This window comes from Aquimarina mycalae, assembly GCF_029906345.1.
In the GTDB taxonomy this organism is placed as follows: domain Bacteria; phylum Bacteroidota; class Bacteroidia; order Flavobacteriales; family Flavobacteriaceae; genus Aquimarina.
The window spans coordinates 330376-347374 of the sequence record NZ_JARYGY010000007.1 but is presented as its reverse complement, the minus strand read 5'-3'; the positions used below and the strand labels follow the sequence as shown (position 1 = coordinate 347374).

Sequence of the window (16999 nt, the reverse complement as noted above, 5' to 3'; positions counted from 1 at the left end):
ATCTTCATTTATTTAAAAAAACAAGGTATTTTAGTGGTAGCAAAAGGTAGCATGTCCTTAAAATAGGTCATTTTTATCGTATTGTTGTACCTCATGAAAAGAATCATAATTTTATTTTTAAGTTGGTGGTCGATAGGTTTTTTTATGGGATTTGGACAAGTGAACCAGCATAAAATCGATTCTATCAATATCTTGTTTCAAAATGCATCTTCGGATTCAACATGGGTACGACATGCTATGGAATTAGGTATCTTAATGGATACTTCTCAACCAAAAAAAGCAGAAGACTTTTTTAAACAAGCATTGAAACGACTTCAAGGAGACTACGTATATAATGACAAATTAACAATGATAGCATTAGCCTATGATTGTCTAGGAATTATAGAACGAAGAAGAAACAATTATGACAAAGCTTTTGCATATTATCTAGATGCATTACGTGTAAAAGAACAAGCTGGTGACACTATTAATATTGGGCGTTCTTTTCATAATATAGCTACACTTTTTGGTTCACAACGCAATATGGACAAGGCTATTTATTATATGAAAAAAGCATTACCTATCAGGCGTCTTGGAGACAGCATTGATTATGCTATTTCTCTAAAAAGTTATGGATATTTTTTGTACCGTATTAAAAAACTAGACTCTGCGTTAATAATATTGGATAGTGCGAAAGTGTATTTTGGAAATCATATGAAACGTGCGGATGCAAACATAAACATCGCTCGTGTGTATAATACACAAAAAAGGTATCAAGAAGCTCATATTATACAAAAAGAAAACCTAGCTATTTATGAGCAACACGAAGAGTTGGAACGACAGGCAAACACCTTAAAAGATCTTGCCATTACTGCACGAAAACTTAAAGATTATTCTAAAGCAAGACAATATCTGAATAGATCTCAAAAAATAGCCTATGGGTATGGGAACAAAAAATTAATCGGATTATTATATAAAGAACGCTATCGAATTGCAACAAAAGAACAAAACTTTGAACAAGCATTATCATATTACAAAACCTATCAAAAATATGAAGACTCTGCTTTTACGCAAACCCAGACTGAAAAGATAAGATCTCTAGAGCTGGAGTATCAATTCGAAAAAGAAAAGTTAAGGGATAGTTTGAATTATAAAGCTCAAGAATTTCAACTAACTACGATTGCTAAATCCCAACGTTCGCAAAAACAGTTGTATGCGATTTTATTTCTATTAACATTATTTGGATTGATCGGTATATATATAATCTTCAGATATCGTCGAAAAATTGATCAACAAAACATACAACAACAAGAATTAGAAACTGGTCTTCTTACTGAAAAAGTAAATTTTTTACGTTTCAAGATTGAACGTTTGATGGCTGATAATAAATTACGTGCTGATTTTAAAGAAGAATTATTACAAAAAATTAAACCACTACAAGAGCAAGGAAAAAGTATTGGTGTAATAGAAGATTATCAATCAATTTTGGTTCAGTTAAAAAATCAAATACAAACAGAACAACGACTAGATAGTGTATCCGATTCATTAGAGCTTACAGATGAAGCTTTCTTGTTAAGGCTCACTGAACAATTTCCTCAGCTCACAAAATCAGAACGAGAAGTGTGTCATATGATGTATCTTAATCTAAGTCTTAAGGAAATCATGAATATCAGAAATACCTCAATGCCTTCTATTAAATCTACACGTTATCGGATTCGAAAAAAACTGAATGTTCCTAAAGGAGAAGAGCTAGAATTGTTTATCCAGAGGCTTTTTCAACATTAAAATCCAGATAATGGTATAAAAAAACCACCTAATTGCTTAGATGGTTTATATAGTTGTAAATTTTATATCCTTTCACAGCCCCTTATCTCTGTAATTGGTATTTACAACATTAAAGTTTCTTTAATAAGGGATTTTATTGTTCTTTGCTTAAGCTCTTAGCCTTTATTGATAAAGCTTTATCCCTTGTCATTTGTTTGGTACTAATCATTTCTGGCAATTGTTCTGTAATTATAAATCCATATAGATTAAAAATATTAGATGGATGATTCAGGATATTATTATTGATCAAACTCGCATCATTATTAGCTCCTATGATCTGAGTATTCCCACTTAGATTCATATCCACAGCAGTATATCCCGAAATATTATATCCATAAAGGCCAAAAATATTTAGTGGATCATTCAGTATTGCATTTACGATCTCATTACTATCGTTAGGACTTCCGATCAGGTTTATCTTACCATCATCGTTAGCATCTCCTGCCCACATCGCTGATACTCCTGTTGGCATCCCAAAAGTTGTTTGCGCATTAGTTCCATAAGTAGTAACACTACCATCAGTAAAATCAATACTGGTTGTGGATTGTGATAATGATACTGTATTGGCTGACATAACACCTAAGTGATTACGGTGTTTAATCACTACATAATAGTCGCCTGGTAGTTCGTATAAAATTACTGGAGACACACCATCCAAAGCCACTACATCGCCATCTCTTTGTAACAATGCTCCCACAAGGCCTTCAATATTTGTATTATCTGTTGAATTTCGAAGTTCTATAATTACCCAATCCACAATAGCATCTGCTCCCGTAACGTCTAATACTCCTGCATTTATAAAAGAAGGCTCTGTAGGAGAAGCATTAGGAATATACCCTGTAACTCTAAGATCATCGCGCATCCAGCTTTCTTCGCCAGCATTGGGATTGAGCATCGCTCCTTGTAGAAATACTTTTGGTGATATCGTCACAAAACTACAGTTGGTATTAAAACTTGCAGTAGCATCTTTCTCCCAACTAGATAAATAACTTGCGTTAGCATCATCTACCTGGATACAGCTTAAATCAGGATTATAAAGAACAAAAAAGTCAGTTATTAAATTGTTATTACCGTTTTGAACATTCAATGATTCTAACAGGTTTTGATGAGCAGCAAGTTCTTCGAGTTGTATACAAGAGCTTACATCAAGACTGGTCAAAGCATTTTTACCAACCCCTAAAACTCTCAAAGTCGGATTATTATCCACCAGCAAACTAGTTATCGAATTTGATCTTAACTCCACTTCTTCTAAGCTAGGGTGACCTGTAAAATCTAGTGAGATAAAATCATTTTCTGCTGCATCTAAAATTTTCAAGTTAACAATACTACTTATATCCAAAGTTGTTAAATCGTTATAATCTACATTCAGTGATTCTAGCGTGGTAAAATCTTCTATTCCTGTAAGGTCCGCTATATCCTGGCTTTCAACATTTAACTCAACAACCGTTTCTATTTTTGATGTTGGTACCTCATTATCGTTAACGATTCCATTACCCATGCTTAAAGGATCACCTACTGTAACTACATTTCCATCAGCATCATGGGTTTCTAAGTAGTTTTCAAAATTTACATCTGCGATATACGTTAGATCACAATATAATGCAAAACTAGCTGTAGCATCTTTTTGCCAAATATCTGGATATAACTGAACTACTTTATCAGCTTTAATACAAGTTAAATCAGGATTTCCTAAAGCATCAAACCACGTGAAATTATCGTTATTTCCATTTGCAACATTCAACGAGGTTAATTGATTATTGGCAATTCTTAATTGAATAATATTTGGATATGCAGAGATATCTAATTCTGTAAAATTATTATCATTAACATTCAATAATCTTAATAATGGATTATTAGAAATAGCTACTGAGTTAATACCCGTATTGGAGATACTAAGTGTATTTAAACTACTAAGCATAGAAACATCTACAGGTCCTAAATTAGCATTGCCATCTATATATATTTTTTCTAGTAACAGATTATTACTTAAGTCTAAACTTGTTAGATTATTATTCGCTAAAGTAACTGTAGTTAACTTCGTATTTTTACTTAAATCAATACTTGTTAAATTCGTATTGTTACGACATCCTAAGAACCACATATCTCTAAAGTCTTCGATACCTGTCATATCTGCAACTAATCCATTATGCAGGTTAAATCCTTCTGAGACCTCTACTAATGCAGTATATACATAATCGTCAATTACTCCGTTACCATACCCTTGGTTTTCTAAAAAAGTCTCAAAAGCATCATCAGGCACATAAGTTAACCTACAGAACTCTGCATAATTAGCAGTAGCATCTTTTAACCAAGTTCCTAATAATACTGCAGCAGCTGGATCATCAACAGAAATACAAGATAAACTTGGATTACCCGTAACATCTATATTATCCAAATCTGTATTGTTACCACTTCTTAAATTCAGACCTGTAAGAAGTGCATTTTTACACGATAAATTATCCAAAGTATTCTGATTACTTAAATCCAAATAGGTGAGCGGCGTACTATCACATTCTAATCTACTTAAGTTAGTATTATTACTTAAGTCTATCTCTGAAATACTCGTAGTATTAAATGATAAATAGCGAAGCTCAGAAAGATGAGTCACATCTAGGTTACTCAATGGATTCAGACCACATTCTAAGTTTTCTAACAACGCATTATTTTGAATATTTAAGGTAGTAATATTGGTATTCTCACAGTATAAAGAGACTAGATTGGTTTGACCACTAACATCAATCGTACCTAATCTGTTATTGGTAACTGTTAAGCTTGTCAAATCATTATTACTTACATCTATAGTAGTTAGATCATTATCTGCTAGGTTTAAAAACTTTAAGCCTGTATTGGTAGAGATATCTATAGTAGTAAGACTATTATTTGGTGCTCCTAAACCTCTTAATACGATTAACCCTGCTATATTAATACTCGTAATCCCTGTATTCTCAGCAGTTACAGTTTCTAATAGTAGATTGTTCGTTAAATCTAAATCGGTATTCGTTAGTGGATTATCATCGATCCAAAAACGAATTAAATTTGTGAAATCTTCAATTCCTGTGAAATCTTGTATCCCCTCATTTCTTGGAGTTAACAATTGAATTGCTTCAATTTTTCCAGTAGGTACTAAATTATCATCAATAATTCCATTTCCTAAGCTATTGGCACTTCCTAAAGCAACAGTTCCTCCAAATTCGTTATGAGTTTCTAAATAGGCTTCAAAATTAGCATCAGGAATCGTTGTAAATCGACAATACTCGGCAAAACTTGCAGTGGCATCTTTCTCCCAACCCGACAAATAACCTGCAGTTGGATCATCTACTTCAATACAAGTTAAATTAGGACAACCCGTTACCCTAAATTCTGTAAAGTTGTTATTGTTCCCATTTTTAACATTCAGCTCTACTAATTCATTAATATCTCTTGCATCAAATTCTACCAAATTAGCATTCTTACTAATATCAATTGAAGTAATATTGGTTTCGCCTAAATTTAAATCTTGAAGGTTTGGCAAGTGACTTACATCATAAGAAGTGAATGGGTTTCCTACTAAATTTAAAGTTTCTAATAATGTATTATTTTGAGTATTTAACGAAGTAAATTGATTTAAAGAAGCTATAATTCTGGTTAAATTCACATTGACGCTTAGATCAATACTACTTAATGTTGTTTCATGAATTTGTAAATCTTCTAATAAGATATTATTACTTAGATCTAAACCAGATAACTCATTAGAAGAAACTATTAATTCTTTTAAAGCAGTATTTGTGGAAAGATCAATCGTTGTAAAATTATTTCGTGAAACATCAATTCTTTCCAAAAGAGTCAATCCTGTAATATCAATGCTGGTTAATCCCATATCAGAAGCATCAATTCTTTTCAGACTTGTGTTACTAGTAAAGTCTAAACTTGTATTTATTACATTACCAGAACACACTACAAACTCTAAAGAAGCAAAAGCCTCAATTCCTGTAAAGTCTGTAATTCCTTGAAAATTTAAAAATAGGGTTATTACATTTTCAATATTAGCAGTAGTTACATAATTGTCATTGGCAATTCCATTACCCATACTTGTTGGATCTCCAACCGAAACGAATCCTCCTGTAGCGGTATGGGTTTCTAAATAATTTTCAAAATTATCATCAGGCACATAAGTCCAATTACAATCATCACTAAAACTAGCAGTAGCATCTTTTTCCCAGCTACTACTACTCAAATAACTAGCTGTAGGATCATCAACTTGTATACATACTAAATTTGGATTTCCAGTAGCATATACTTCCATCCCACTATTATTAGCTCCATTCTTAAAGTTTAAGGATATTAATTGTCCATTTTGACACTCTACATATTCTATATCTGGGCTATTACTAAAATCTAAATCAGTAATTGTAGTATTGTTTGTATAAAGCTCTACTAGGCTAATTTGATTCGTAATATCTAATACAGATAATGTTGTATTACTAACATCGATATCTTCGAGATTAGTATTATTAGTAATATCTAATACCGTAAGTGTTGGTGTATCTTCTATAGAAAAACTATCAAGATTAGTAAGTAAACCTATATCAATGGTTGTAAATTGATTCCCTCCACATCGTAATGTTTCTATTAGCGTATTATTTGATACATCTAGAGTGGATAGTGAATTATCATCTACATATAAACTCTTTAAATTAATATTGCTTGAAAGGTCTAAGGTGCTTATCGTATTTTCTCTTATTCTAAAATCAATTAGTGCAGCATTTGCACTTAAATCTATGTTGCTAAAATTATTATCATCTAAATTTAAGGTATGCAATGCTACATTAGAGCTTACATCTATCATTGATAAATTGTTATCTCTAGCTCTTACTATTTCTAATGAAGTTAATCCTGAAATATTTAAACTGGTAAGTCCCATAGACTGGCAGCTTACTTCAATTAGTTTTGTATTTGCCGTAAGATCTAAGTTGGAAATTGTATTGCTATTTGTATACAATCTTTCTACGTTTTCAAAATCTTCTAATCCCGTAAAATCAGCGACTCCTTGATTACTAAGATCTAAAATGATGTCGTTTTGTATTCTTTCCGTTCCTACATAATCATCATTAGCAATACCATTACCTAAACTAGTTGGATCACCAACAGGCACTACGGTACCAAATTCGTTATGTGTTTCTAAATATGCTTCAAAGTTATCGTCAGGTACATAGGTTTCCGAGCAAAACAGTTTATATTCAGTTTGAACATCTTTTCTGGTAAATGTTGTATTAGCATATGTTACATCATCTACTGATACACATGTTAATCCTGGATTATTGCGAATGTCAAAATCGCTAGGGTTTAAATTCGCATTATTCCCGTTTCTTATATTGAGATAAGTTAATGCATTGTATGCGCAAGATAAATCTTCTAGAACTGTGTTTTTTGAAACATCTAAACTCGTAATTTGGTTATCTTCTATAAATAACTCGACTAGCTTTACATTATTACTTACATCAAGACTTGTTAACGAATTCTCATAAGCCTGTAATTCTAATAATTCTAAGTTTTGAGAAACGTCCAGAACGGTAAGCTGATTATCTACGCAATCCAAATCTTCTAATAATGGATTTTGTGTTACATCCAAACTACCAAGAAGATTAGTGTAACATGATAGTGTTTTTAATGCTGGGTTATTGGTAACATCAAGGTTATTGAGCTGGTTATTACTACATCCTAAAGTTTCCAACATTGTATTCTGGGAAACATTTAAGTTTGTAATTTGGTTTCGTAAACAACTTACAAAAGTTAATGCTGGGTTTTGTGATAAATCTAAGCTTGTAAGGTTATTTCTTCCTATAGCTATGGTTTGTAATGCTACATTCTGTGAAAGATCGATACTAGATATTGAATTATTGAAACAGTTTAACGTTTGTAATGCTACAAAATCTTCAATACCTGTGGCATCAGTGATGGTTAATCCCGAAATATCTAATTCTATAACACTTTCTATTCTTGAAGTATACACAGTATTATCATTAGCAATACCATTTCCCATACTAGAAGCATCACCAACAGAAACTACATTTCCATCTGCATCATGAGTTTCTAGATAATTTTCAAAATTATCATCAGGAACATTGGTCTCTCTACAATCTGAACGAAATTCTACATTATTATCCACATCCCAAGTATTCAAATAGGATGCTGTAGGATCATCTACTTCAATACAACTAAATTGATTTAGTCTTGCTTCAAAAAAAGTAACATTAGCATTATTACCATTTTTCATGTTTAGACTATTCAAGTCACTTTCATTAGCCGAAAAACTGGTTAATGCAGTATTATTGGAAAGATCTAAATAAAACCCTGAAGCACTATCAATAGCAAGTGTTTCTAATAACACATTCTGACGAACATCTAAACTAAACAAGCCATTTTCGTTAGCATTAAGGTACTTTAAGTTTGTTAAAAGACGAACATCGATTCTGTAAAGTTGCCCATTGTTTGCTATATTCAAAATCTCTAAAGATGGATACGAAGGAATGTCTAATGAGCTGATGTTATTATTACTGATATCTAACTCTTTAATTACATTATTATTTCCTAGGTTTAAAGAGGTACTGTTTGCATTGTTATAGATCAACTTTTCTATTTTCAAGTTGCTCGATAAATTTAATACTGCGAAAAACAGATCATGTATATATAGTTCTTTTAATTCTGGTAATTGAGAAAAATCAAACTCATTAAAATTGTTATCCGAACAATCTAATATTTCAAGGGATTCGAAGGCTTCTAATCCGTCTAGTTCGTCAATACTATTTCCTGAGATATTTAAAAACGTAACATCTTTGATTCTCGAAGTGAAAACTTTTCCATCATCCAAAATTCCATTCCCCATACTATTTGGGCTTCCAACAGCAACTACATTACCATTAGCATCATGATTTTCTAAATGATATTTAAAATTTTCATCAGGAATATTAGTTTCACTACAATCTAATTGAAAAAAAGCTGTGTTATCTTTTTGCCAGGAACTTAAATAAGCGGCGTTAGGATCATCTACTTGTATACATGTAAACTGATTAAAACGAGCATCAAAAGAAGTGATATTGGCATTATTTCCATTTTGAATATTTAAACTATTTAAATCACTACTGTTAGCCGATAAACTTGTTAACGCTGTATTACTAGAAAGATCTAAATGAAAACCTGACATAAAATTAATTGTAAGCGTTTCTAACAATACATTATTAGATACATCTAAACTCCCCAAGTTGGTATTACTGCAATTTAGATTGACTAGACTTGTCAATGGGCTAAAATCAGAAATATTTAAAACATAATTTGTATCACAATTTAAATCAGTAACATTTGAAAGATTAGTTACATCGAGACTACTTAAGTTATTATTACTAACATTTAGGTTTTCTAGGGTAGAAACACTTCCTAAGTTTAAAGAAGTTGTACCATTGGTAGAAATATTAAGTTCTTTCAACTTGATGTTAGCACTTACATCAATTGAAAGCATACTATTATTAGATACATCCAAGGTTTCTAAATTAACATTTGAGCTTACATCAATATTACTAGAACCTACCGAAGAACACTTTAAATGCTTTAAATTTATGTTATTAGAAAGATCGAAATCACCAACTCCTGTGGCAGAAAAATCTAAAGATTCTAAAGCGGTAAAATCTTCGATTCCTGTGATGTCAGCTATAAAATTCACAGAAATATCCAAGGAAGTTACCACCGCTATTCTAGCTGTAGTTACTAGACCATCAAACTCTACACCATTTCCTAAACTATTAACATCTCCAACAGCAACTGTGTTTCCATCTGCATCATGGGTTTCTAAATAGTTTTCAAAGTTTACGTCTGGAATGGCGGTTTCCTGTGCAACTAATGCACAATTAAGTAACAATAAAAAAACGAAAGGTAGTTTTCTTTTCATATAAGGGGCTTTATCAAAGTTGTAGCAAATAAACCGATTTGTATTAAAATTTCAAGTAAAAAGTCCTGGACAAAAACCAGACAATATTTACAAACAATTGTTTTAAAAGCATTTACAACTTTTAAAATACTTAATCTCTATCAATATTTTGCAACTGCAATAATACGATGCTTTAAGGTTTTTTTAAGAGTTTTAATGGTGACAAAAAGTGGCAAAAATGTTAATTCGAGTTTATACGTATATATCTTATTTCTAAAAATCATCTTTTTAACAATAGCAATTCTAAGTAAGAATTACTTATTCTATTACCATACGTTTGGTTGCTACCTTTTGTCCTTCGGCATAAAGTGTATAATAATATACTGCAGCGGTAAGACCTTCACTATTAATATCCAATTCTGCATCACCACGATCATATAATGGTACATTAGAAATTACTTTTCCGCTTCCATCACTAAATACCATTGCAGCTTTATTTGTGTTTAAAGGCAGGTAGTATTTTATAGAAGAAGTTCCATTAAAAGGATTAGGAATATTTTGATATAACTTAGGAGTATTTGCTTTTCCATCTGGAACATCTTCTACTCCTAGTGGCTCACAAGCACATTCTTCTAGTGTTTGCAATCTTTCCAAAACATCCGTCATTTGACTTTGCAAGGTGGCTACCTGATTTTGTGCAGTATTTAGATCCGCTTGTAAATTAGAAATAAGTGGTGTCAAATCTACAGATACCGAATTTCCATTTTGAATTTCTATAGTAAGATCTGTTCCTGTTAAAGTTGCAGCAGTAAGATTTTGAGTATCGGTATTAACATATGCCGTAAGATCAATAACGTTACCATCACTTATACTCAACCTATTGTTGTTTAAATCCAATGTTTGGTTATCGGTTCCCGATCCATCTTGAAGAGGTGAAAGATCAATAATATTTGTTCCTCCAGAAATACTTAAGGTAGTACCATTTAAGGAAAGCTCTTGAGCATCGGTATTATCAAGATATCCTGATAAATCTACGATAGAAGCATTTCCTGAAATACTCAACGTATTTGTTGCCAACGAAATTGATTGAGCATCCGTGTTATCCAAATATCCCGACAAATCAACACTGCTTACATCATTAGTCAAGCTTAATTCATTATTTGAAAGTTCTAAATCTTGAGCATCCGTATTATCAAGATATCCTGATAAATCTACGGTAGAAGCATTTCCTGAAATACTCAACGTATTTGTTGCCAATGTAATTGATTGTGCATCCGTGTTATCCAAATATCTCGACAAATCAACACTGCTTGCATCATTAGTCAAACTTAATTCATTATTTGAAAGTTCTAAATCTTGAGCATCCGTATTATCTAAATAACTAGAAAGATCAACAGTCGAAACATTACCAGAAATACTCAACGTATTTGTTGCTAAAGATATACTTTGAGCATCTGTATTATCTAAGTAAGTAGATAGATCAACACTGGTAGCATCATTGCTTAAACTCAAAGTATTATTAGACAACTCTAAATCCTGATTATCTGTATTGTCTAAATAACTAGAAAGATCAACACTGGTAGTATCATTGCTTAAACTCAAAGTATTATTAGACAACTCTAAATCTTGATTATCTGTATTATCTAAATAATCGGAAAGATCAACTATAGATGAATTTCCTGTGATACTTAATGTGTTTGTAGATAGTGAAATTGCCTGCTCATCTGTATTGTCTAAGTATCCAGATAAATCTACATTTTTAGTATCCTCTGCATCATCCTGTAAAGACAATTGTAAGTTATTTCCATCAAGTTGAAAAACATCAATGATTTGATTGTCAGTATCCGTATCGATATCTTGGGTAGAATTTATCCAGTCCGTACCATTCCATATAAAAATAGAAGTTAAATCAGTATCATACACCATCAATCCTGCATCTGTAGTTGTAAGTGCACTACCACTAGCAGCAGACGTTTCCATTGCTGTACGTTGTACTGTGGTTACTCTATTGATCAAAAAACCTTTATCTGTATCTGCCAATTCTAAAGAAGCATTTTGATTTGCAGATACAGTACCAATACCTACACTCATTCTGTTTGTACTTGTATTGCCGCCTAAAGCCATAGTATTTGCAGTTGTTACATCCACGTCATATCCTATAGCTGCTGCATATGCTTTAGTAGTACTACTTTGAGATCCTATAGTAATTGATCCTATATTTCCTCTAGCTCTAGCCTGATTACCAATAACAACCTGATCATTTCCAAATACTGACGCTTCTGCTCCAATAAAAACATTTCTATGATTTATGGTATTTGCTAAGTTTCCATTATCTATAAAATCAGCTTTCCATCCCATACCTACGTTGTCTGAACCTTCTCTATTCGTCCCTCCTGTTAATGCTCCTACATAAGTGTTTCTATTGGCATTAGTTGAAGATCTAGTACGATTATTATCAAAACCTGCAGCATATCCTAAAAACGTATTACCATCACCAAATTCATTATTAGATCCAGAACCATATCCTAAAAAAGTATTAGCAAAACCATCTTCATTATCAGCTCCAGCTCCAGACCCAATAAAAGTGTTAGCCTCTCCTGTTGTATTGTCTTCTCCAACTGCATTTGAATAGACATCAAAATAGTATGTCACTCCATCACCTAAAGAACTAGGAACAGAATTATTTCCTTCTCCTCCAACAAAAGTATTACCTCTTGCCGTGGTATTTTCTACTCCAGCTCTACTTCCTATAAAACAGTTATCTGAACCTGTGGTTAAATTATATCCAGCATCTTCTCCAATGATTACATTGTCACCACCAGTAGTTAATGAGTACCCAGCTTGTTCTCCAATAATTACACTATCAAATCCGCTGGTTAAGGACAACCCTGCCTCCGCACCAATCACTACGTTATCCGTTCCAGATGCAGTACGTGCCACAAATTTGCCAATATATACATTATCAACACCTGATGTGATTTGATCTCCTGCAAAAGCTCCTATGATAATATTATCTGAATTACTGCCAGTTGGACTCAAATTATAAGCAGCACCTGCCATAGGACCAATAAATATATTGTAACTAGCTCTATCCACAGAAGCTCCTGCTCCAGATCCTAGAAAAACATTCCAATCACCAGTAGTCAACGAAGAACCTGGTGCAAAAGTTTGTGTTCCATCATAAGGAGCAGGGGTATTAGTCGTTGTGGATTCAATTGGTGTCGGGGCACCTCCAGCAACATAGTTTTGCGTTTGTGCTGTAAGCGTTAGGTAATTTCCAACAAATAAAGTGAATACTAGTAGGTGTAGTTTTCTTTTCATATAAGGGGCTTTATCAAAGTTGTAGCAAATAAACCGATTTGTATTAAAATTTCAAGTAAAAAGTGCTGGACAAAAACCAGACAATATTCACAAACAATTGTTTTAAAAGCACTTACGCCTTGTAAAACATTAAATCTCTATCGATATTTTGCAGCTGCAATAATACAATACTTTAAGGTTTCTTTAAGAATTTTAATGGTGACAAAAAGTGGCAGAAATGTTAATTCGAGAAGAATTCATTAATCTTAGCATTCAAAATAAATCCTATATAAAACCCTGTTAATTAAGGAAGTTGTTTCTTACTTATCCTTTTACATCAACTTTTATGACGCTTCTAAATACTTCAAAATAGGCGTTCCTTTAGGTGCGTTGATCTTTTTACGAAGACGAGAACGACTTTTAATGACGCTATCGGGAGAAATAGCCAGCATATTTGCAATTTCGGTATTGTCTAAGTCGAGTTTTTCCATGGCTAACAGACGTTCTTCAGATTTAGTAAGCTCGTAATTTTTCTTTTTTAAGTTTTTAAAAAAAGTAGGATATACCATCGTAAATTTATGCTTAAACGTATACCAATCATCTTGAGTAAGAATTTTTAAGGCTGCCAAATCCTGGAGTTTTTTTAAAGTATCCTTCTCCCCAATATTAGTTTTTAACTCTTCTAATTCTCTTGTAAGTTCTTCTTGTATTTTACTTTTATCTAACAATTGACTTGTGAACTCATCTAAAGCAGTTTTATCTTGTTTTATTTTCTCAAATAAAGCTTTACGTTTACGTTTACCTGTTTGCCATATGAAATAGCTAATTGCAGATGTTATGATGATAATAAACAATAATGCAATCCACAATACTTTTTGTTTTCCTTCTTCGATCTCCTTATTCTTTTGAAGAATTTCAATTTTTGCTTTTTTCTTAAAAATCTCATTGTCTTTTCTTTCTGCTTCAAATTGTGATTGATAATATAGAAAAGTATTCGTTTTTATCGAACTATTAAGGGAATCTTTACTTATTATATAATTCATGCTATGATCATATGCCTTTTTATAATCACCTTGAATTGCATATATTTCGGCTATTTGTCGTGCTGCTCTAACAGATCTATCTAAATCATTGACTTTTTCTTTTTTCGCCAATAGTTCTTCTAATGCATTTTTTGCTGTATTATACTCCCCTGTTTTTTTATAATAAGCTGCTTTAAGTAATAATAAGTTTGTATTATAATATTCTGGTGCATCGGTAAGCATTCTTTGATTATCTGCAATATCCAGATGTTTTTTAGCTTTTTCTAAATCGTTTTTTTGCAAATAATAATCCGTATTAATTCTTTCTGCATGCATTCTAACTAATGCTCTGTTAATCTTACTCGAAATACTATCAATACACTTTAGAGCTGAATCTGCATATTTTTTTGAGGTTTCATATTCCTTTTTACTATAGAAATTTCCTGCTAGTTGCGCATAAACGATACCTATTCCTTTATAATCTTTGGCTTTTAATAATCCTTCAAGTGCTTTTTTTCTTTCAAAAATTGCTTTATCAAAGAACTTATTCCTTCCATATATACCAGCTAATTCTCCTAACACATAATTTGCGTATGTAGTATCTCCTAATATATCATACAGCTTATATGCCTCTTCAAATCGATCGACAGATAACAAAAAATCTCTTAGATTCGTATATACTTGACCTGCAAAAAAACGAGCGTCCGCAGCAAAAATTGAATCTCCTGAAGACAAAAACAGTTCAGCCGAAGCATCATAATCTTCAGAAGCTTCTTTTAATAATTCTTTATTAAAATATGCCCCAGCACGTTTCAGTAATAAGTGTGCTTCGGATTTTGGAGTAGTAAACTTTGGTTTATGTTTTAACATTTCTTCTGCTATATAAATAGCAGAATCAGGTTGACTATTATAAATATAGCTTTGAGCAACAAATCGAGTTTTTGACGCTGCCAAATCATAATCTCCTTGTTTCTTTGCTAATGCAATTGTCTGATCCAAATACTTTCTTTGTTCAGGATGATTATCTCGTATCATTTCCTTTGTCAACGTATCCAAAACGCCTAATTGTGCTTTTTCTGAAAGTGCATTTTTTAATCTCTGTTGTAAGCTATCTATCTTTGTTTGGGAAATACCTATTGAAGAAATACAGAACAATAGAAAAACTAAGGGGATATTTTTTCTCATGAATAAGGGGATTTTAGTGCAATGATAACAGTTCAAAGTTGGGTATAAAACTTTTTTAAGTGATAAAAAGTGGCAAAATTACTTTTTAAAGGTTTTGAATAAAACTTTCCAGTTCTTCCCCAGATGATAATCCCAGTTTTTTTCGGATTCGATATCTTACGGATTTAATTGCATCCTGCGAAGCATTTCGTATCGTCATAATTTCCTTGATGGATAAATTTAATCGTAACAAGGCACAAATTTCTCGTTCTGTTTTAGTCAATTGGGGATATGTTTTCAAAAGTTTAGCATCAAACCCTTGATTGATCTCCTCTATTTTATACTGAAGGTTTGAAAGCTTCCCTTCTGTATTGATCTGTGATTTTAATTCTTTTGTTAATGATGAAAGAGAGGCTTTCAACTCTTCAGGTTTTTTTTCTAACAGTTGCTTTTTTAGTTGATCCAACAATTCTTCCTTAAAATTTAATCGCATCGTGTTATCAGCTACTAACCGTTTTATTTCTCCTTCTTTGGCAGCAATTTGTTGATCTAATAATGCTTTTTGTGCTTTTTCTTTTTCTAGGGTCTGCTCTATGACTCGTGCCTTACTCTTATAATTACGCTGAATCAATAAACCTATTACTAAACCTCCGATCAAAGAAACAATGAATAATATAAAATAAAGCCATTTTTTAGAAGACTCAGTTTCTGCGAACAATGCTACCTCTTTTTTTTCTTGTGCAAATTCCAGGCTATCCGCTAGTTTTTCCTGGTTAAATTTATGATTCAATTCTAGCGCTTGGATCTTCTTTATATTTTCGATATTAAAAATAGAATCCGAATGCCTATTGAAGGTACGATAGTCATTATACGCTTTTTTGTAATCTCCTATCTGAGCATATAGATAGCTTTTTCTACGATATGCTTTTGCTATAAGTGGTCTAAATTTTTCTCTAATTGCTATGTGTAATGAGGAATCAGCATATCTAAGAGATTTATCGTAGTCTTTGATCTTTTTGTAAGTATTAGAAACATTGTAATAAGCCGTACTCAAAGAATATGCTTTTTCAAATTTTTTGGCGTAATCAATATTTTCAAACCCTAACCTAAGCGCTTCTTTAATATTTCCTTGTTCTCTATATAAAACCCCCAAATTATTATTCACTCGCTGCACATCATCTGTACTACTGATGAATATAAACAGTTCTTTTGCCTTAGCATAATACACCATGGCAGAATCATTTTTTTTTAACTGCCTGTACGAAACTCCCATCATATTATAACCTGCAGCAATACCGTGAGTATCCTTAAGAGGCTCTTTAATTTCTATGGATTTTTTATATAATGTAATGGCTTTATCGTGTGCTTTTTGATATCGATACATCATAGCCATATTATGATATACATCAGATACATGCCAGATATCCTTTTCTGCTTCGTAGATTTCTTTTGCTTTTAAATAAAACTCCAGTGCTTTTGGATAGTTTCCTTCTCGCCTATTTATAACTCCTTTTACAACATACGCTTTTGCTAACTGTTGTTGATTGAGATAACCTGCATCAGACCTAATCATTACTAATGCTTCATCAACTAATTGCTTAGCCATTCTAAAATCTTTATCGTATTGGACTTCTGCCAAAGATAAAATCGCATTTATTTTTAAAGAATCATTTTTTGCAAGAGACACTTCTTTTTGTAACCGAACTAATGTAGTATCAGCTTCCTGACCAAAACTATATACAGAAATAAAGACAATAAAGGCTGTGAGGAGATGGTTCATGATACACAAACTTACTAATAAACTTTCTATTTT

Annotated in this window: 5 protein-coding genes; 1 reads left to right on the top strand and 4 read right to left on the bottom strand. The window is 32.2% G+C overall.

Annotated features, from left to right (window positions below):
* Positions 1–93 precede the first annotated feature (93 nt).
* Positions 94–1764: a tetratricopeptide repeat protein gene (locus tag QBK95_RS17935; RefSeq protein ID WP_280935931.1), complete on the top strand. Its 1671-nt coding sequence runs from the start codon at positions 94–96 to the stop codon at positions 1762–1764.
* A 133-nt stretch (positions 1765–1897) separates the two neighbouring features.
* Here QBK95_RS17935 and QBK95_RS17930 read toward each other — a convergent pair whose 3' ends face one another.
* The 4 genes from QBK95_RS17930 to QBK95_RS17915 all read right to left on the bottom strand — a co-directional run bounded on the left by QBK95_RS17930 (position 1898) and on the right by QBK95_RS17915 (position 16966).
* On the bottom strand, positions 1898–9721 hold the full coding sequence (locus QBK95_RS17930; RefSeq protein WP_280935930.1) for a hypothetical protein: 7824 nt from the start codon (positions 9719–9721) through the stop codon (positions 1898–1900).
* Positions 9722–10018: 297 nt separating this feature from the next.
* Positions 10019–13021: a beta strand repeat-containing protein gene (locus tag QBK95_RS17925; RefSeq protein WP_280935929.1), complete on the bottom strand. Its 3003-nt coding sequence runs from the start codon at positions 13019–13021 to the stop codon at positions 10019–10021.
* A gap of 323 nt (positions 13022–13344) precedes the next feature.
* Positions 13345–15207, bottom strand: coding sequence for a tetratricopeptide repeat protein (locus QBK95_RS17920; RefSeq protein WP_280935928.1), 1863 nt, complete (start codon positions 15205–15207; stop codon positions 13345–13347).
* A gap of 85 nt (positions 15208–15292) precedes the next feature.
* Positions 15293–16966, bottom strand: a complete 1674-nt coding sequence (locus QBK95_RS17915; protein ID WP_280935927.1) for a tetratricopeptide repeat protein — start codon at positions 16964–16966, stop codon at positions 15293–15295.
* Between the last annotated feature and the right edge of the window lie 33 nt (positions 16967–16999).

What these genes read in the sequence shown, in the direction of transcription:
- QBK95_RS17935 (WP_280935931.1), top strand. Translation starts at nt 94, where the DNA reads ATGAAAAGAATCATAATTTTATTTTTAAGTTGGTGGTCGATAGGTTTT.
- QBK95_RS17930 (WP_280935930.1), bottom strand. Translation starts at nt 9,721, where the DNA reads ATGAAAAGAAAACTACCTTTCGTTTTTTTATTGTTACTTAATTGTGCA.
- QBK95_RS17925 (WP_280935929.1), bottom strand. Translation starts at nt 13,021, where the DNA reads ATGAAAAGAAAACTACACCTACTAGTATTCACTTTATTTGTTGGAAAT.
- QBK95_RS17920 (WP_280935928.1), bottom strand. Translation starts at nt 15,207, where the DNA reads ATGAGAAAAAATATCCCCTTAGTTTTTCTATTGTTCTGTATTTCTTCA.
- QBK95_RS17915 (WP_280935927.1), bottom strand. Translation starts at nt 16,966, where the DNA reads ATGAACCATCTCCTCACAGCCTTTATTGTCTTTATTTCTGTATATAGT.